General features: G+C 42.2%; 16 protein-coding genes. 11 read left to right on the top strand and 5 right to left on the bottom strand.

Features of this window, described 5'->3' with window-relative positions:
• Window positions 1-14: 14 nt before the first annotated feature.
• Window positions 15-236, bottom strand: coding sequence for a YgaP family membrane protein (locus BK049_RS04710; protein ID WP_008355790.1), 222 nt, complete (start codon window positions 234-236; stop codon window positions 15-17).
• Window positions 237-361: 125 nt separating this feature from the next.
• On the opposite strand from BK049_RS04710, the gene BK049_RS04705 reads away from it, so the two are divergent.
• Both BK049_RS04705 and BK049_RS04700 read left to right on the top strand, forming a co-directional pair.
• A complete protein-coding gene (locus BK049_RS04705) occupies window positions 362-2104 on the top strand; it encodes an adenine deaminase C-terminal domain-containing protein (protein WP_071167941.1) in 1743 nt (580 codons plus the stop codon).
• Window positions 2105-2636: 532 nt separating this feature from the next.
• A complete protein-coding gene (locus tag BK049_RS04700; protein WP_008355795.1) occupies window positions 2637-2951 on the top strand; it encodes a YerC/YecD family TrpR-related protein in 315 nt (104 codons plus the stop codon).
• 360 nt (window positions 2952-3311) lie between these two features.
• Here the strand turns inward: BK049_RS04700 and BK049_RS04695 are convergent, their stop codons facing one another.
• A complete protein-coding gene (locus tag BK049_RS04695) occupies window positions 3312-4862 on the bottom strand; it encodes an FMN-binding glutamate synthase family protein (protein WP_083381156.1) in 1551 nt (516 codons plus the stop codon).
• A 147-nt stretch (window positions 4863-5009) separates the two neighbouring features.
• Between BK049_RS04695 and BK049_RS04690 the strand changes: the two genes are divergently transcribed.
• From BK049_RS04690 to BK049_RS04665, 6 genes are all read left to right on the top strand, one after another.
• A complete protein-coding gene (locus BK049_RS04690) occupies window positions 5010-5234 on the top strand; it encodes a hypothetical protein (protein ID WP_008355798.1) in 225 nt (74 codons plus the stop codon).
• A 347-nt stretch (window positions 5235-5581) separates the two neighbouring features.
• The gene (gene pcrB / locus BK049_RS04685) at window positions 5582-6274 is read left to right on the top strand and encodes a heptaprenylglyceryl phosphate synthase (protein ID WP_008355800.1); all 693 of its coding nucleotides are present in this window, start codon (window positions 5582-5584) and stop codon (window positions 6272-6274) included.
• 57 nt (window positions 6275-6331) lie between these two features.
• Window positions 6332-8554 (top strand): DNA helicase PcrA, encoded by a 2223-nt coding sequence (pcrA, locus tag BK049_RS04680; RefSeq protein WP_071167939.1) that lies wholly within the window; start codon window positions 6332-6334, stop codon window positions 8552-8554.
• A gap of 44 nt (window positions 8555-8598) precedes the next feature.
• Complete coding sequence (gene ligA / locus BK049_RS04675; RefSeq protein WP_008355804.1) at window positions 8599-10605, top strand: NAD-dependent DNA ligase LigA; 2007 nt, start codon at window positions 8599-8601, stop codon at window positions 10603-10605.
• 15 nt (window positions 10606-10620) lie between these two features.
• A complete protein-coding gene (locus tag BK049_RS04670; protein ID WP_008355806.1) occupies window positions 10621-11808 on the top strand; it encodes a CamS family sex pheromone protein in 1188 nt (395 codons plus the stop codon).
• Between the two features lie 169 nt (window positions 11809-11977).
• Window positions 11978-12985 (top strand): phosphotransferase enzyme family protein, encoded by a 1008-nt coding sequence (locus tag BK049_RS04665; RefSeq protein ID WP_071167938.1) that lies wholly within the window; start codon window positions 11978-11980, stop codon window positions 12983-12985.
• 44 nt (window positions 12986-13029) lie between these two features.
• On the opposite strand, the gene BK049_RS04660 is transcribed toward BK049_RS04665, so the two are convergent.
• Complete coding sequence (locus BK049_RS04660) at window positions 13030-13722, bottom strand: MgtC/SapB family protein (protein WP_008355809.1); 693 nt, start codon at window positions 13720-13722, stop codon at window positions 13030-13032.
• A gap of 170 nt (window positions 13723-13892) precedes the next feature.
• Window positions 13893-15374, bottom strand: coding sequence for a sodium/proline symporter PutP (putP, locus tag BK049_RS04655; protein WP_008355811.1), 1482 nt, complete (start codon window positions 15372-15374; stop codon window positions 13893-13895).
• 424 nt (window positions 15375-15798) lie between these two features.
• On the opposite strand from putP, the gene gatC reads away from it, so the two are divergent.
• The 3 genes from gatC to gatB are packed head-to-tail and all read left to right on the top strand — an operon-like array spanning window position 15799 to window position 19005.
• Window positions 15799-16089: an Asp-tRNA(Asn)/Glu-tRNA(Gln) amidotransferase subunit GatC gene (gene gatC, locus BK049_RS04650; RefSeq protein ID WP_003213898.1), complete on the top strand. Its 291-nt coding sequence runs from the start codon at window positions 15799-15801 to the stop codon at window positions 16087-16089.
• A 14-nt stretch (window positions 16090-16103) separates the two neighbouring features.
• Entirely contained in the window at window positions 16104-17561 is a 1458-nt protein-coding gene (gene gatA, locus BK049_RS04645; protein ID WP_071167937.1) for an Asp-tRNA(Asn)/Glu-tRNA(Gln) amidotransferase subunit GatA, read from the top strand.
• A gap of 13 nt (window positions 17562-17574) precedes the next feature.
• Window positions 17575-19005 (top strand): Asp-tRNA(Asn)/Glu-tRNA(Gln) amidotransferase subunit GatB, encoded by a 1431-nt coding sequence (gatB, locus tag BK049_RS04640; RefSeq protein WP_008355815.1) that lies wholly within the window; start codon window positions 17575-17577, stop codon window positions 19003-19005.
• A 185-nt stretch (window positions 19006-19190) separates the two neighbouring features.
• Here the strand turns inward: gatB and BK049_RS04635 are convergent, their stop codons facing one another.
• Complete coding sequence (locus tag BK049_RS04635; protein WP_008355818.1) at window positions 19191-20036, bottom strand: TetR/AcrR family transcriptional regulator; 846 nt, start codon at window positions 20034-20036, stop codon at window positions 19191-19193.
• Window positions 20037-20050 lie beyond the last annotated feature (14 nt).

Raw genomic sequence — 20050 nt, 5'->3', positions numbered from 1 at the left:
AAAAGAAGGCTGTCTCACTCAGCCTTCTCTTTATGTGTGTACTGCTGCTCACACATATAGGTCACTGGACAAAAACGAAGAATACCAGAGCCCAATTTCATACCGCCAAACATGATGCCAATAAGCAGCATTTTACTCCAAGGTTTTCTAGCATATAAAGATCCAGCCACTGTACATATCGTCATTCCGCAGGCAATTCTCATGAGCGCTTCCATTAAGCCAAGATTAGGTTTCATTGAAGGTAATTCTCCTTTTTTAAATTATTTTAAGTGTGATTTCAAGAAATTGTAACGTTTCATTAATGCGTAACGTGGTTCGTTATGTTACGATAGGGCTAATACAAATGAAGGAGAGTATGTGAATGTCCGAACGTACTTTTAATTGGAGAAACAATGACATCCGCACACAAATCGATGTAGTCGACTCAAAAATAGTTCCAACACTCCTTTTAACGAATGGACTCGTGCTAAACCCGTTTTTGAAACAATGGGTGAAGGCAAATATTTGGATACATGATGATCGAATTGTTTATGTCGGAGCAGAGCTTCCTCAAAATAAATCAGCTAAACGTGTGATTGATTGTGAAGGGAAATACATTGTGCCGGGGTATATTGAGCCTCACGCGCATCCGTTCCATATTTATAATCCCCAATCACTTGCAGAATATGTGTCTCAATTTGGCACAACAACGATGGTCAGCGATAACTTATTTCTTCTTTTGCAGAGCCATGAAAAGAAAGCGCTTTCCACTTTGTGTGAATTAAAAAAGCAGCCATTTCAGTATTTCTGGTGGTCCAGATACGATCTTCAAACCGAAGTAAGGTATGAAGATGAGATGCTTCCAATTAACTATCGCAAGGAATGGATTGATCATCCGGATGTCCTTCAAGGCGGCGAATTAACAGGCTGGCCTAGATTAATGGACGGTGATGATCTCATTTTATATTGCATGCAAGAAACGAAGAAGCAGAGAAAACGAATAGAAGGGCATTTTCCCGGAGCTTCTGAGAAAACGCTAACAAAAATGAAGCTGTTTGGAGCGGACAGTGATCATGAAGCGATGAATGCAGATGATGTGTTGAAACGCTTGTCTCTTGGCTACCATGTTTCCCTGCGTCATTCTTCCATCCGCCCAGATTTAGTGAACATATTAAGAGAATTGCATGAGCGTGACTTCAGACACTATGATCACTTTTTCTATACAACAGATGGGTCAGCACCTCATTTTTATGAAGAAGGCATGATCAATCGTTTAATTTCAATTGCCCTTAAAGAAGGTGTGCCTATCATGGATGCGTACAATATGGCGACCTTTAATATTGCGAAATACTATCAAATTGATGACCTATTAGGCGTTGTCGGTCCTGGGCGCTTGGCCTCTTTGAATATTTTAGATGATCCGATGAACCCAAATCCTGAGACGGTTATTTCTAAAGGCGTGATTCTTAAATTAGAAGGGAAGAACCAGCATCAATTTCAAGAGACAGAATGGGAAAATGGCGGGCTCGAGCCGCTAGACTTAGGCTATGATCTGACGATGAGCGACTTGCAATTCTCTATGCCGCTTGGGGTCAAAATGAGAAATGCCGTCATCATGGAGCCTTATACAGTGGAGATTGATAACTCTGTGAACCAGCTGTCATGTGACCATGATCAAAGCTTCTTTAGCCTGATTGATCGAAAAGGCGAGTGGCGTGTGAATACAATGCTAAAAGGCTTTGCAAACAAGGTACAAGGGTTTGTCAGCTCATTTTCAACGACTGGTGACATTTTAGTCATCGGGAAAAATAAAGACGATATGATGCTGGCTCATAAGCGAATGAAAGAAATCGGCGGAGGGATCGTACTCACAGAGAACGGAAAGATTTTGCATGAAATCCCGCTGCAATTATCAGGCTGTGCATCAGCTGAATCGTTTGAGACGGTTCTTCAGCAGGAGCAAACCTTACGTGAGCTGCTCATTGAGCGCGGGTATCCATTTGACTGTCCGATTGATACACTTGTCTTTTTCCAAAGCACACATTTGCCGTATATTCGAGTGACACCAAGAGGAATATTTGATGTCATGAAAAAAACTGTACTCTTTCCGTCTATAATGCGTTAAAATATAACAGAGTGGAGCTGTATCATCTTTGCCTGATTTCTGGCCGCTGTTATAGGGCAGAAGTGAGTAAAGGATCTCTTCGCTGCTAACATATGGTGACAAAGCAGAGGGCTTTGACATGACGAATGAAGTGTCCTAATTGTAAAATGAATCTGTCGGTTACGCTGGCCGGCCAACATATTTTGATTGATCAAGTAAGGCGGGGCGAAGGTTTGTCGTCTCGCCGAGCTTTCTACACATACTGTTTTTTAGGGCAGACCTAACAGAGCAGAAGTGTTCTCGATATCGGAAGCAAACAAGTTTGTCAGATTGTCGCACAAGGAATATGACAAAACTTGTCGAATTTGTTTACGATAAAGAAGCTTCGGCTTACGAAAGAACCTGATGGCATTTTCAGCGTAGAACCAAACCTGTCATGATTCGTTCAAAGCTCATTGCTGAGGTTGAAAAAAATGAGTCAGGAAAGATACCGCTTTCTCTAAGAGTTTCATGCGAAACGGTGTGCCAATAGTAAAGGAGAAGATGTATAAAGATGCAAATTGATAAATTAAGGGGCAAAAGCTTAGATCAGTTATTCAACTCCATCTTATCCCTTAAAGACCTGGAAGAATGCTATCGATTCTTTGATGACTTGTGTACCATCAATGAAATCCAATCTTTATCACAGCGTCTTGAAGTAGCGCGTATGCTTCGCGAGGGAAACACGTATCATAAAATTGAAACGGAAACAGGTGCAAGTACAGCCACCATCTCACGTGTCAAACGCTGCTTGAACTACGGCAATGATGCCTATACAATGGCACTTGACCGCATAGCAGAGCAGCAATCAACGGACGAAACAAAATAAAGCAGCTTTTACTGCAAACAATCCTGGTCACGAAAATGGATTTGTTTGCAGTTTTTTTATGTAGATCGCTGTGAAAATTCCCTTTTGATCTGCAATAATGAAATAAATATGTGGACAAAAGCACCAAAGGCGTAAAATCACGAAAAGCTCTTGTTGAAATGTTTGCATACTAACCTATTAAAAAGAGCCGTCATATCAAAAGCGGCTCTGTTTTCAATCATCAGCTATTGGACGTTTTGGTATTCTTTTTTTTCATCAAGTAAACTACTTCTGAGATAATGACTACGGGTATTACAACAAAAATACCAACACCGATCATGGTATTCCAAGGCATGTTTACTCTCTCCTTTCATTAAAGGTTCATATTTCACTTGTTTGACCATTTTCTTTTCGGAAAATAATATGTTTCTCATTAAAATGAATAGGCGATTCAATGCCAGCTGCTGCGCATAAATTAAACAATCCTTCTCTAAGTGACAGGATATAATTGCAGACTCGGTATTTCTTTTCTTCAATGGATAAGCCCTTTTGCAGCTTTGGATCAGTGGTCGCAACACCTACTGGACATTTATTCGTGTGGCACACTTGCGCCCGAATGCAGCCGACTGAAAACATCAGACCTCTTGCGATATTCACAAAGTCCGCACCCATGGAAAGGGCAATTGCAATTTTATCAGGAGAAAGAAGTTTACCAGAAGCAAACAGCTTGAGTCGATCTCGAACCCCATATTCCTTCAAGATTTGATGGACCATTGGCAGTGCGGTGAAAATGGGCAGGCCTGCGGAATCGGCCAATTCATGAAAGGACGCCCCAGTGCCGCCTTCTCCGCCATCAATCGTAATGAAATCAGGGTGCTTTCCGCTTTTTTTCATATAGAGAGCAAGCTCCTCAATGTCTTCCTTATGTCCGACCACAAGCTTGATTCCAACTGGCTTTCCGCCAATGCTTCGCAGTTGTTCAATGAAATCAAACATGTCAGGAATAGAGTTGAACATCTCAAACCGGTTTGGGCTGTCAATTGATTGATGAGGCGGTAATTTGCGGATTTGGGCAATTTCTTCTGTGACTTTTTCTCCGTCAATGTGACCGCCGCGTGTTTTCGCTCCTTGTGCCAGTTTGAGATCAAAGGCTTTTACTTCATCATGTTCACTTTTTTTCTTAAACTCTTCGAATGAAAATGCGCCATCCTCCGTTCGAACCCCAAATAGACCAGGACCAATCTGGCAAATAATATCGGTGCCGCCTTTCAAGTGGTAAGGGGAAAGGCCACCTTCACCTGTGTTCATCCACGTGCCGCCAGCCATTTTTAAGCCGGAGGATAGAGCGGTAATCGCCCGGTCGCCTAAGGAGCCATAGCTCATGGCTGATTGACCAATGAGTCCCTTGACGCGGAAGGGTTTTTGACACGTATGTTCACCAATGACTTGCACATCCTCTTCGTGGAGAAAATAAGGCTTTGCTTCGACTTCTTTCACATGTTCACTTCTTCGCAGTAGATTGTCTTGATCAATCTCATACACTTTTGTTTGAATGTTTTCTGATTGATCGATACGTAACTCATCTCGCTGTTTTGGAAACAGGACGTTACGAATATAATAACCAGGCTTGTCAAAATCTCGTTTTGACCCAAATCCCATGGTACGGCTTTTGTATTTTCCGGACATGACAGCTTGTTCATATTCCCTTCTTGAAAAAGGAAGTTCCTCTCGGTCATTAAGAAAGAGGTACTGGCGAAGCTCTGGTCCTATTTTTTCAAAAATGAACCGCAGTTTTCCAATGACCGGATAATTTCGCAGAACAGAATGCTCTTCTTGTTTCTCATCTCTCATCCAAATCCATATGAGTAGAATCATGGGTACAATCAAACAAATAACGATTAGTGCGCCTATGACAATGAAAGCTGCTGTCACATACATCCCCTCTTTTCTCTTTCATTGCTGTTGTTATTCCACCTTTTGTGCAAAGAGAAACCACATGACAGGCTCAACATATTGTGACGTTTAGAAATAAAAAGGCGGGGTAACTTAAAAATAAGATCAAATGGGGAGGGAGCATACATGAATAAGCGTCCATACGTACTTGCTGGATTAGGGGTTGGAGGTGCTGTGTTATTAGCGGTTAAAAATAAACAGCATCTGAAAAAATGGGTCAGCATGTGCCGGTCAAATGAAAAGGTGCCTGACAAAGCCGGACACCCTGATCCGTTAGATATTCAAGATAACAAGATGGTCGATGAAGGGGCTATGACATCTGTCCATTATTTTAATGAAGTGAGACAATAGTTTTAAAAAAAACCGTTTTGAATCAATCAAAACGGTTTTTCTTATGTTGGCGGCTCGACCTGTTGAAAACCGATCAATCCTTGATCATGAGGTTTTCTAAGCCTGAAAAATAATAGGTTGAGCGCACATCATGGTCTGTAAAACGTATATGGAGTGAAAACATCCTCAAAACCTCTCCTGTGAAAGTGAGCTTTTTTTGAGCCGTTCCTCAGCAGGTGCAACGAAAATCCCCGCCACTCATTTTCAAAAGAATGAAACTTTTAGCTGAAGGAGGTTACCCGTTTTTTGCGGTGCCTGATTTTGTTATAATATTTAAATGGAATGAAACGAATGGAGGAACGTTTTTCATGTATGATGTTACCGAGTGGAAGCATGTCTTTAAACTCGATCCAAATAAAGAGATATCCGATGAACAGCTCGAAGCGATTTGTGAATCTGGTACGGATGCCATTTTGATTGGTGGTAGTGACAATGTGACAGAGGACAACGTGCTGCAACTCATGTCAAAGGTGCGCCGCTTTCTTGTGCCATGTGTGCTTGAAATCTCGACACATGAGATGATTGTGCCGGGCTTCGATCTGTATTTCATCCCCACTGTGTTAAACAGCGCTCATCCTGATTGGATTGTTGGGCTTCATAAGGATGCGATGAAGGAATACGGTGATCTGATGTCAATGGAAGAGATTGTGCCGGAAGGATATGTCATCTTAAACGAAGAGTGTAAAGCGGCGAAGCTGACAGAGGCAAATACGGCACTGGATATAGATGACGTAAGGGCATATGCGAGAGTGGCAGAGCACTTGATGAAACTGCCTATTTTTTACCTAGAATACAGCGGGACGCTTGGAGACATAGAGCTTGTGAAAGAAACAAAAGCAGTGCTTCATGAAACGGTTCTATTTTATGGCGGCGGCATTGAGAATGAAGAGCAGGCAAAAGACTTCGCGCAGCATGCAGACGTGGTCGTTGTTGGAAACGTCATTTATGATAATTTCAAAGAAGCGTTAAAGACAGTCGATGCAGTGAAAAAGTCATCATAGTCAAACAAGACGAAACGGGTTAAAATAGAACATAAGTTCGAATTGGCGGTGAATGGAATGAATGAAATATCGAATCATCTATTAGAAGGACTGAATGATGCGCAGAAGGAAGCGGTCAAAGCGACAGACGGTCCGCTGCTGCTAATGGCAGGAGCAGGTAGTGGAAAAACACGGGTGCTCACGCATCGAATTGCCTACTTAATGGCAGAAAAGCATGTGGCTCCGTGGAACATTTTAGCGATTACATTTACGAATAAAGCAGCACGTGAAATGCGTGAACGTGTCCAAGCGATTTTAGGGCCCGGTGCAGATGACATTTGGATCTCGACGTTTCATAGTATGTGTGTCCGGATTTTAAGACGCGATATTGATCGAATTGGTGTGAATCGCAATTTCTCCATATTAGACACATCTGATCAGCTTTCTGTGATTAAAAACATTTTAAAAGAACGAAATATTGATCCGAAAAAGTTTGATCCACGCAGTATTTTAGGATCGATCAGCAGTGCAAAAAACGAACTCATTGATGCAGAAGAATACGCAAAAACAGCCGGTGACTTTTACGATCAAGTCGTCAGTGACGTATATACAGATTATCAAAAACGATTACTCAAAAACCAGTCACTCGATTTTGACGATTTGATTATGATGACGATCAGACTGTTTGAGCGAATTCCTGAAGTATTAGAGCATTACCAGCGTAAATTCCAATACATTCATGTGGATGAGTATCAGGATACGAACAGAGCGCAGTACATGCTCGTGAAATTGCTGGCTCAGCGCTTTCAAAATATTTGTGTCGTCGGTGACTCAGACCAATCAATCTATCGCTGGCGCGGAGCAGATATCACGAACATTCTCTCCTTTGAAAAGGATTATCCAACGAGTCAAGTGATTCTGCTTGAACAAAATTACAGATCAACGAAACGCATTTTGCACGCTGCAAATACGGTGATCCAAAACAATGCAAATCGTAAGCCAAAAAACCTTTGGACAGAAAATGACGAAGGAGCGAAGATTGCTTATTATCGAGCAGATAATGAATTTGGCGAGGGTCAGTTTGTCGCAGGAAAGATTCGCCAGCTTCATCAAAGCGGAAAGCGAAAATTATCTGATGTTGCGATCCTCTATCGAACGAACGCTCAGTCACGTGTCATAGAGGAAACGTTAATGAAGGCTAACATTCAATACAACATTGTCGGTGGCACGAAGTTCTATGACAGAAAAGAAATCAAAGACATTTTGGCGTACCTACGCCTTGTGGCAAACCCAGATGACGATATTAGTTTTATGCGCATTGTCAACGTACCAAAGCGCGGAATTGGGGCGACCTCTGTTGATAAAATTGCCGCATATGCAGAAATGAATGATCTCTCTATGTTCGAAGCACTTGGTCAGGTGGATTTCATTGGACTCAGTGCAAGGGCAGCCAATGCACTTGATGAGTTCAAACAGCTCATTGATCAAATGACAAACATGCAGGAATATCTATCTGTCACAGAATTAACGGAAGAGATCTTAGAGAAAACAGGCTACCGTGAAGCGCTGAAGATCGAAAAAACGATTGAAGCCCAAAGCCGTTTAGAGAATATTGATGAGTTTCTATCTGTCACAAAGAACTTTGAAGAACAAAATGAAGACAAATCACTTGTCACCTTCCTGACAGACCTCGCTCTTGTGGCAGACATTGATAAGCTGGATGAGAATGAGGAAGAAGATCAGGATGCCGTTATTTTAATGACCCTTCACGCAGCAAAAGGGCTGGAATTCCCGGTTGTGTTCTTAATGGGGATGGAGGAAGGCGTCTTCCCGCACAGTCGTTCATTAATGGAAGATGCAGAGATGGAAGAAGAGCGCCGCCTTGCTTACGTAGGGATCACACGGGCCGAAGAAGAGCTTTATTTATCAAGCGCTAAGATGAGAACATTATTTGGCCGGACGAACATGAACCTTGAATCAAGATTCATTAGAGAAATACCAGCTGATTTATTGGACAACCTAAATGAGAAAAAAGAAACGAAAACACCGTTTGGCCAAACAAGAGAAAGACCGCAAAGACGGGGCCCTGTTTCACGTCCGCAAACGCAAACCATTCAAAACACAGGCGGCGGCAGTATTGGCTGGGCTGTGGGAGATAAAGCTGCTCATAAAAAATGGGGCGTTGGAACGGTTGTGAGTGTGAAAGGCAGCGGAGACAGCACAGAGCTTGATATTGCGTTCCCAAGCCCGACAGGCATTAAGCGGCTCCTCGCAGCATTTGCGCCAATCGAGAAGCAATAAATCTATAGAAGTGATAAAACGGATGAAGTGAAAGGAAGAAGCAGATGGATAAAGAAGCAGCGAAACGCCGGATCGAGGAACTGCACCAGATTTTGAATCAATACAACTACGAATATCACACACTGGATCGTCCAAGTGTTCCTGACGCTGAATATGATGCGCGGATGCGTGAGCTGATCTCTCTAGAGGAAGAACACCCTGATTTAAAAGCAGCGGATTCACCCTCGCAAAGAGTAGGAGGCGCTGTTTTAGACGCCTTTCAAAAGGTACGTCACGGCACGCCGATGCTCAGCCTTGGCAATGCGTTTCATGAACAGGATCTTCTTGATTTTGACCGCCGGGTTCGTCAGGCAGTCGGTGACGACGTCGCTTACAATGTTGAGCTGAAAATTGACGGACTCGCTGTTTCTCTCCGTTATGAAAATGGGGTGTTTGTTCGAGGTGCCACGCGTGGTGATGGGACAATTGGTGAGGATATTACCGAAAACCTTAAGACCATTCGTTCGATTCCGCTCAAAATCAATCGTCCTCTGTCGATTGAAGTGAGAGGCGAGGCATTTATGCCCAAACCTTCTTTTGAAGCATTAAATGAAATAAGATTACAAAACGAAGAAGAACCGTTTGCCAACCCGCGTAATGCGGCTGCCGGCTCACTTCGTCAGCTTGATACGAAAATTGCAGCGAAACGAAATCTGGATATCTTCGTCTACAGTATAGCGGAGCTTGATGAAATCGGTGTCGACACGCAAAGTGCAGGACTTGATCTTCTCGATGAGCTTGGTTTTAAAACGAACAAAGAAAGACGGACGTGTCAAACAATTGAAGAAGTGATCGACCTCATTGAAACACTGAAAACAAAGCGTGCGGATTTCTCATATGAAATTGATGGCATTGTCATTAAAGTCAATTCATTGGCTCAGCAGGAAGAACTAGGCTTCACAGCAAAAAGTCCAAGGTGGGCGATTGCGTACAAGTTCCCTGCTGAAGAAGTCGTGACGAAACTGCTTGATATTGAGTTAAATGTCGGGCGTACAGGCGTCATCACACCGACAGCGATACTTGAGCCTGTAAAGGTGGCAGGGACAACAGTGCAGCGTGCTTCTCTTCATAATGAAGATTTGATCAAAGAAAAGGATATTCGTCTTCTTGATCAAGTCATCGTGAAGAAAGCGGGCGATATTATTCCTGAAGTCGTAGGCGTCCTTGTCGATCAGCGTACAGGAGAAGAGAAGCCATTTCACATGCCGGCTGAATGTCCAGAATGTCAAAGTGAGTTAGTGAGAATCGAAGGAGAAGTAGCACTGCGGTGCATCAATCCAGAATGTCCCGCCCAAATACGTGAAGGCCTCATTCACTTTGTGTCTCGCAATGCCATGAACATTGATGGACTTGGGGAACGGGTCATTACACAGCTTTTCAAAGAACGGCTCGTGTCGCGGGTGTCTGATCTTTACCGATTAACGAAAGAGGAGCTCATTCAACTTGACCGAATGGGCGAGAAATCGGTCGATAACTTACTGCGTTCGATCGAGCAATCGAAAGAAAACTCTCTTGAACGATTACTGTTTGGACTCGGCATTCGATTTATCGGCTCTAAAGCGGCGAAGACGTTGGCGATGCATTTCGAGGATATCGATCAGTTAAAACAAGCGACGAAAGAACAATTACTCGAAGTCGATGAAATTGGTGAAAAAATGGCCGATGCAGTCGTCACGTACTTTGAGAAAGAAGAAATACTGGATCTGCTAAATGAACTTAAAGAACTTGGAGTCAATATGACCTACACAGGACCAAAGCCTGTGAAAGCAGAGGAAAGTGATTCCTACTTTGCTGGCAAAACCATTGTGCTGACCGGGAAGCTGGAGGTCATGTCTCGAAACGACGCAAAGGCGGCGATCGAAGCATTAGGCGGCAAGTTAGCAGGTAGTGTGAGTAAAAAAACAGACTTAGTCATTGCCGGTGAAGCAGCTGGAAGTAAGCTGACAAAGGCGGAAGAACTCAATATTGAAATATGGGATGAAGCCAAAATGCTCGAGGAGCTAAAGAAATAAGAGGAGTGTTTTCTATTGAAAAAGTTGCTATTGCTGCTGACAATGCTCACACTGGTATTGTCAGCGTGTGCACCTTTTGGGGGAAAAGACGAGGAAGAGGTTACACAAAAAACGGATGAAACGAAAGAAACAGCCATCATCCCAATGTACAATATCTCTGATTCGTATTACAAAATGGTGCTGCCGTTTAAAGAAGGTGCTGCAAGAGGATTAACAGCAGAGCGTCTCAATACACGCTTAGATATTGATGAATTTGAAACAGGACTGATGCGCCTGGCGACAGAATCATTTAATACAAACGACTATCTTTTCCAAGAAGGACAGCATTTAGATGAGGATACCGTTCTCAGCTGGCTGGCGCGCAAAAAAACAGGCAGTGATCTGAAAAAAGCTGAAAAAGAAGATAAAAACTTTAAGAACCTTGGATTAAACCCTGCTCTTCCAAACTCAGGTTCAACGAAGTCCAAAAACGAAAATAGTCCAATCTACTTGGCTTCGATGCTAGAGCATAATTACTTAATTCGAAAAGATAAAAACAGCTTACAGCTTGGCGGAGTCGTCATTGGTCTTGCGCTAAACTCTGTATATTATTATCGAGAAAATGTCGGAGATCCTCAACAAGAGGTAACCATCGATTCATCGAAAAATTCTAAGAAGCTTTTAGCGGAGGGGGAAAAAATCGCTGAGAAAGTCATCAAACGACTTCGTCAAATGGATGGGCTGCAAAAAGTGCCTGTCATGATCGCCCTTTATAAACAAGCACCAAAATCGTCTATCGTACCAGGAAACTTTATCGCCAAAACCGATGTGAAAGCAGGTTCATCTGATATTGGCAATTGGGATACGATCAAAGAAGAGAATGTTTTCTTCCCTTCAGATAATGCAACAAGCACCTACAAAGACGATTCAGAACGATTTGACCGCTTCAAGACAAAAGTAGAAGACTACTTCCCAAATTACACAGGTGTGGTAGGTACAGGCTTTTATAAAAACGGAAGCCTGCAAAAAATGAAAATAGAAATTCCAATGCAATTCTACGGAAAAACAGAAGTCGTAGCATTCACGCAATACTTAACAGGTGAAGTGATGGATTACTATAAGAGCACCAATATAGAAATCAACATCACATCTTCTGATCAACAAGAAGCCCTGATCACGAAAAATGCTGAAGACAAAGAACCAACCGTCCATATATATGATTAATCAAAAGCCGCCACGCCTCTAAGGCGGTTTTCTTTTCAAATAAGAGGGATTTTTTAAACGTTTGTCAAAGTATGTGAAGAAACCAAAAGGAAAGGCAGGTATGTTGATGCTCGTATAAATGCTGATAACCGTCATGTATAAGTAAATAGACGACAAAAGGAGAATCAGCATGCATAAAGAAGTAAAAGCGCGATACAATGAACAAATGGTCTTAAAGAAAGCGGCTCTATTATATGACTTTCACCCAGAACAAGTCACATTTCTAGCCGATGCAGAAAATGATGTGTATGAATATAAGGCTAAAAATGGGGTGAATTATATATTAAAAATCACCCATACCATTCGCCGTTCATGCCCGTATATTTTAGGAGAAATGGACTGGATTCGGTATTTATCTGATCATGGCATCTCAGTAGCTAAACCGGTCTTATCAGCAAGAGGAAAAGATGTTGAAGTGATTCCCGATCAAGCAGGAGGCGCTTTTTTGCTGCGTGCATATGAAAAAGCACCGGGCAGAAAAGTGACGGAAACGGATTGGAATGGACAATTGTTTCAGGCGTTAGGTGCTTATACAGGGCGCATGCATCAAGCGACCAAACAATATCAAGTGAAAGATCCTCGCTATAAGCGTCAAGAGTGGTATGAAGAAGAGCAATTAAAGCTTGAATCATATATTCCTTCTGATCAAACGGTTGTGCTGCAGCGAAAAGATGAACTGATGCAAAAGCTTCACCAGCTCCCGATATCCAAGGATGTCTATGGACTGGTGCATGCCGATTTACATCATGGGAACTTCCATTATCATCAGGGAGACATCATTGCATTTGATTTTGATGATTGTGGATATCACTGGTTTATCAACGATATGAGCATTTTGCTATACAACGTTCTATGGTATCCGGTGATTCCGTATGAGGATAAAGCTGAATTTACCGCTGAATTTATGAGCCATTTTCTCAAAGGCTATCGACAGGAGCATGAGCTTGATGACGCATGGCTGGCAACAATACCAGATTTTCTTATGCTGCGTCATATGCTTATTTATGGGCTTTTACATCAAGCATTTGATCTCCAAACACTAAGCGCTGACGAAAGCGCCATGCTGGCGCGTTTTCGAAAGGAAATTGAGGACAATATACCAGTGACGCCTTTTGACTTTCATCAGCTGGCGCAATAAAAGAAACCCCCTTGCCGTTTGAAACAGCAAGGGAGTTTTTGATACTACACCGTATCACACTTCACGCCGACAACACCTTCTAAATCTTTAATATCAAAGTACACATCGGTTGTATAGCGATCTTTATGCACACGTACGCGTACTTCCATGATCGGATAGTCCTTTTCCTTTAAATCATCAATACGTACGGAATGAATGCGAATATTGAGTGCTTTCATTTCTTTCAAAATGTCTGTCATGCGGTTGCGATCAGAAAGTGACATTCTGATGCGGATTTCTTTTTCCTGTAAGCGAATCGGTCCAATTCGCTGGAAGAGCCAAGGTAAAAATTCGACACTCACCAGAATAAAGAAAAGGCTGAGGAAGGCTTCTTTATAAAAACCTGCACCTGTTGCAACCCCAAGTCCTGCTGCTCCCCAGATCATCGCAGATGTCGTAAGACCTGAGATGACGTCATTGCTTTTACGCAGAATCACACCTGCTCCAATAAAACCAACACCAGATATAATTTGCGCCGGTAACCTGAGTGGGTCCATTTGAAGCTTAGAGACTCTAGGGAAATTGTAGGCTGCATCAATGCTGATGATGGTTAATACGCAGGAGCTGACAGCAATGACAATACACGTTTTTAAACCGAGCGGCTTTTTCTTCAGCTCGCGTTCAAGACCGATAATCAAACCGATTAAGGTGGCAACGGCTAATTTTAAGACCGTATCCCATTCAATTGTCCAAAACATGCGTATCGCTCCTTTCACTTCATGTACGTTTCACATCATGTATATGATCTTCTCACAGCCTATATGGCTGCCACAACTTCTATTTTATTCAGAAACGGGAGAAAGAAAAGCATTTTATTAAAAAATGAAGAGAGTCATCCGCTAGATGCAGATGACTCTTCACTTCTACATTATTTTGATTCTTCTTCGAGATGAGTTTCCATTTTGTGAAATAGCTGTTTTGATGCTTTTGTCGGCTTACTTGTCATTAAGCTCACAATAATTGCAGTTAAACCACTTAACGTAAAGCCAGGAATCATTTCATAGATACCTGTTGAATGGTTGAGACCTGTCGTGATCCATGTCAGAACCACAACGGCACCAACAATCATCCCGACAAGTGCCCCGTGATGATTCATCCGTTTCCAGTATAGACAAAGTAAGATAACTGGACCGAATGAAGAACCAAATCCTGCCCACGCATAACCGACGAGGTCAAGTATGGTATCACTAGGGTTGAGTGAAAGACAAAGAGCAATAACTGCCACCACTAGTACAGACATACGGCCAATCATCACAAGCTCTTTATCCGAGGCTTTCTTTCTAAAGAACGTTCTGTATAAATCCTCTGTCATCGCACTTGCTGTGACAAGCAGCTGAGAGGAAATTGAACTCATAATTGCTGCTAAAATGGCAGAAAGTAAGAATCCAGTAATGTACGGATGGAACAACACTTTAGAAAAGACGATAAAAATCGTTTCAGGGTCAGCAAGGTTCATACCCGTTTCATGTACATATGCGACACCAACTAAACCGACAGACAGTGAACCAATGACTGAAATAATCATCCAGCTCATTCCGATTCGGCGTGCTGGTTTTAAATCTTTTACGGACGTAATCGCCATAAAACGTACGATAATATGAGGCTGTCCAAAGTAACCTAGTCCCCAAGCGAGGAAGGAAATAATGCCAATGACGCTCGTTCCTCTAAAAATATCAAGCAATTTAGGGTCAATCTGTTGAATATCTTGGAATGTGGCAACAGGTCCGCCTAATTGTGTAAAGGCAACGATCGGCACGAGCACTAATGCTAAAAACATAATAGCTCCTTGGACAAAGTCCGTTAAGCTCACTGCCAAAAATCCGCCAAACAGTGTATACAAAACCACAATACTTGATGTCAAAATCAGTCCAAACATGTAATGAGCGCCGAATGCTGATTCAAATAAACGCCCGCCTGATACCATCCCAGACGATGTATACAGTGTAAAGAAGATTAAAATGATGACGGCTGAAACAGCTTTTAATAAAGCAGATGATCCTTTGAATCGTTTGTCAAAGAAATCAGGAATCGTAATAGCATCATCCGCAATTTCTGTATAAGAACGTAAACGAGGTGCAAGAATTAAATAGTTCAAGTAAGCACCGACTATTAGACCAATTGCAAGCCAGGTTGTCGATAAACCTGTTTTATACATTTCACCTGGTACACCCATCAGCATCCAACCGCTCATATCCGCAGCACCTGCTGATAAAGCTGTAACGAATGGGCCAAGCCCGCGTCCACCAAGCATATAATCATTTAAATCATGTGTTTTCCTAAACGCATACCAACCAATGGCAAGCATTCCGATAAAATAGATAGATAAGGAAATCGTAACTTCAATACTCATGTAGTTTTCTCACCTTTTTCGTATTAATTTGACATCACCTCAATCAAAATATACAGAAGTGCTAGGGCAGGATTTTCATTTCATTGCCCTGCTCACTGCTATGGTTACTTAACCTATCAGAGTATTCCCAAGTGATCAACCGTCTTAAACATCTCCATTTTGAAGAAAAAATGCATGGATTGATGATAAGACTCTATATGTATGCGTTTACAAAAACAAACCAAAGTAAAAATATTCTGAAAAATAAATAGTCACCTTGATGAATATTTTCGCTACTTGCTGCACGACAATGACATATCAAGAGACAAAGCCTGTCTGAGCGTCTTTGTAAAGTTGCTTTAGAACAGTAAAATTTGATATGATAAAGTGTATATGACTTATGATCATGACCATGAACACGTATCATTTTTGGAGGTGAACCTGCATGTCAAGAATTTCAATAGAAGAAGTAAAGCACGTTGCGCATTTGGCGCGGCTTGCGATTACAGAAGAAGAAGCTGAGATGTTTACAGAACAGCTGGATAGCATCATTTCATTTGCAGAGCAGTTAAACGAGGTAGATACGGAAAACGTTGAACCAACCACACACGTATTAAAAATGAAAAACGTCATGAGAGAAGATGTTCCGAATAAAGGTCTTTCCATTGAGGCAGTCATCAAAAACGCGCCTGATCATAAAGACGGCTATATTCGTGTGCCATCAATTTTGGACTAAAGGAGGCCTGAGACATGTCATTGTTTGACCACAAAATTTCTGAATTAAAAGAGCTTTTACATAAAAAGGAACTGTCTGTTTCTGATTTAGTGGACGAGTCTTATAAACGAATCAATGAAGTAGACGGGAAAGTACAAGCATTCCTTGCGCTGAACGAAGAGAAAGCACGTGCATATGCAAAGGAATTAGACGAGGCAGTTGGTGAAAAGGACGAGCTTGGTCTATTGTTCGGTATGCCGATCGGTGTCAAAGATAACATCGTGACGAAGGATTTACGTACAACCGCATCAAGTAAGATCTTACAAAACTTTGATCCAATTTATGATGCAACCGTTGTGAACCGCCTAAGAGAAGCGGAAGCTGTCACAATCGGTAAATTAAACATGGACGAATTTGCAATGGGGTCTTCTACGGAGAACTCAGGCTACAAAGCAACGAAAAACCCGTGGAATTTGAACACCGTTCCAGGTGGATCAAGCGGTGGATCAGCAGCTTCTGTTGCAGCAGGGGAAGTACCATTCTCCCTTGGTTCAGATACAGGCGGTTCCATTCGTCAGCCGGCATCATTTTGTGGTGTTGTTGGTCTTAAACCGACATATGGCCGTGTATCCAGATACGGTTTAATCGCATTTGCTTCATCATTAGATCAAATTGGGCCGATTACGCGTAATGTAGAGGACAACGCATATGTTCTTCAAGCGATTGCTGGTGTCGATCAAATGGATGCTACAAGTGCAAATGTCGATGTACCAGATTTTCTTTCTTCATTAACTGGTGACATCAAAGACTTGAAAATCGCTGTGCCAAAAGAATATCTTGGCGAAGGCGTTGGCGAGGAAGCAAAAGAGTCTGTTCTAAAAGCGTTGAAAGTATTAGAAGGACTTGGTGCGACATGGGAAGAAGTGTCTCTTCCGCATTCTAAATATGCGCTTGCGACTTACTACTTACTGTCATCTTCTGAGGCATCTGCGAACCTTGCTCGTTTTGACGGCATCCGCTATGGCTATCGTACAGACAATGCAGACAACCTGATTGATTTATATAAAAATACCCGTTCTGAAGGCTTTGGAGATGAAGTAAAACGCCGCATCATGCTTGGCACATTCGCTCTAAGCTCAGGATATTACGATGCATACTATAAGAAGGCGCAAAAAGTCCGTACTCTGATTAAAAAAGACTTTGAAGATGTTTTCGAAAAGTATGATGTCATTGTAGGACCAACAACACCTACTCCTGCATTTAACATTGGTGAAAAAACAAGCGATCCACTGACTATGTATGCAAACGACATTTTAACGATCCCTGTTAACCTTGCAGGCGTTCCAGGAATCAGTGTACCTTGTGGATTTACAAACGGTCTTCCGCTAGGACTGCAAATCATCGGTAAACACTTTGACGAAGGAACCGTGTACCGCGTGGCTCACGCTTTCGAGCAAGCAACAGATCATCATAAAGCAAAACCTGAACTGTAAGGGGTGAATCAGAATGAACTTTGAAACGGTAATTGGACTTGAAGTCCACGTAGAGCTAAAAACACAATCAAAAATTTTCTCAAGCTCGCCGACAGCTTTTGGTGCGGCTGCCAATACGCAAACAAGTGTCATCGACCTTGGGTATCCTGGCGTACTGCCGGTGCTGAACAAAGAAGCGGTGAACTTTGCGATGAAAGCGGCAATGGCGCTGAACTGTGAGATCGCAACTGATACAAAATTTGACCGTAAAAACTATTTCTATCCTGATAACCCAAAGGCGTATCAAATTTCTCAATTTGATAAACCAATCGGTGAAAACGGCTGGATTGAAATTGAAGTAGACGGCAAAACAAAACGAATCGGTATTACGCGTCTTCATTTGGAAGAGGATGCAGGGAAACTGACGCACACAGGCGACGGTTATTCACTCGTCGATTTCAACCGACAAGGCACACCGCTTGTTGAAATCGTATCTGAGCCAGACATTCGCACACCAGAAGAAGCATATGCTTACTTAGAAAAATTAAAATCTATTATTCAATATACAGGCGTTTCCGACTGTAAGATGGAAGAAGGCTCACTGCGCTGTGATGCCAATATTTCTCTGCGCCCAATTGGACGTGAAGAGTTTGGAACGAAAACAGAGCTTAAAAACTTGAACTCTTTCGCTTTCGTTCAAAAAGGACTTGAATTCGAAGAGAAACGTCAAGAGCAAGTATTGCTTTCTGGCGGTGTGATTGAGCAGGAAACACGCCGCTATGACGAAGCGTCTAAAAAGACGATCCTCATGCGTGTGAAAGAAGGCTCTGATGATTACCGCTACTTCCCAGAACCAGATTTGGTGGAGCTGTACATTGATGACGAGTGGAAAGAACGCGTAAGAGCATCCATTCCAGAGCTTCCAGACGAGCGCCGCAAACGCTACATTGATGAACTTGGACTGCCTGCATATGATGCAATGGTGCTGACGCTGACAAAAGAAATGTCTGATTTCTTTGAAGCGACCATTTCAGAAGGTGCGGAAGCGAAGCAAGCATCAAACTGGCTCATGGGTGAAGTATCTGCATATTTAAACTCCGCTCAAAAAGAGCTGGAAGAAACAAAACTTACGCCACAAGGGCTTGCTGGCATGATCAAACTCATTGAAAAAGGAACGATTTCTTCTAAGATTGCCAAAAAGGTATTCAAAGAGCTGATTGAAAATGGGGGCGATGCAGAAACAATCGTCAAAGAAAAAGGACTTGTCCAAATTTCTGACGAAGGTGCACTGCTCAAGCTAGTCACAGAAGCACTTGATAACAACCCGCAATCCATTGAAGATTTCAAAAATGGAAAAGACCGCGCAATTGGTTTCCTAGTTGGACAAATCATGAAAGCATCGAAGGGACAAGCAAACCCGCCGATGGTCAACAAGATTCTTCTCGAAGAAATCAAAAAACGCTAAATCGCAAAAACCGCCACATGGATGATGAGGCGGTTTTTTTGTTGGTGAAAATGACAGGGTCTTATTAGAGATTCAGACCACCGCCGTATATCAATTCATTGGTTCTTTTTTTATAATGAAGCATAAACTTTAGCACATATTCGAAGGGGATAAAGGTGAACGAAAGTGAACATCGCCACGTATTGTCATTGAAGGAACACCTTCAATTGTTCCACAGCTCTTTGGACAGCGGAGTCCTCACACGTTTCTAAATTTGTCAGCATCCCTTGAATGACCGGTTTGCGGGGCTGATCTTTGGCCAGTTCTTCTTCAATCACTTCAATGGATACAAGGGTATCATCAGATAAAAGATGTTCAGATTTTAACAATCGAAGATCTTCTTGAAGAGTAGCGGCATTTGGAGCTTCATCATCCCAAATGTTTTGCTTCAGAATTGGCTTCGCATGAGAACGAAGAAGCCCATGAACCAAATCATCAAATCGGTCGAGAATAAAGGATGAGAGCTCATCACATGATAATTGCATCTGATCTTGCAAAAGCAGTATCTGCACATAAGATTGGATGATTCCTTGAATCATGACTGACAGGTCAGTTATATATGGTTCGATCTCCTGTCCATACGTGGTCAAAATAGAAATTTGGATTTCATCATTCATCTGCTTTTTAACCGTTTTGGAATACTTTTTAATTTGCTGGTTTTCCGGAATAATGTTCTCGCTGAGGATCAAAATGATAAAATCCTTGTTCTCAGCAAAGTGTTGAAACTGTTCAGCGATTTGTTTCTGAAAAATCTCTCTAGGCGCAAGATGCTGATTCTCTTTTCGAATCTTTTCAATACTTTGCATAGACGTGTCGATATAATATTCAAACGCTCGGTTGAAAAGCTGTTCTTTTGATTTGAAATGCAAGTAAAATGCACCTTTGGATATTCCGCATTCATCTGCAATTTCCTGAATGGTCGTAGAAGAAAAACCCTTTTTCGCAAACAACTGGATGCTTGCTTTAATGATTTTTTCTTTTTTTTCGTTCATGAAATAAGGCCCCT

Origin of the sequence: Bacillus xiamenensis, from assembly GCF_001857925.1 — a bacterium.
Classification (GTDB): domain Bacteria; phylum Bacillota; class Bacilli; order Bacillales; family Bacillaceae; genus Bacillus; species Bacillus xiamenensis.
Note: the sequence above shows the minus strand (reverse complement) of the source record. Positions and strands in the feature narration are given on the sequence as shown.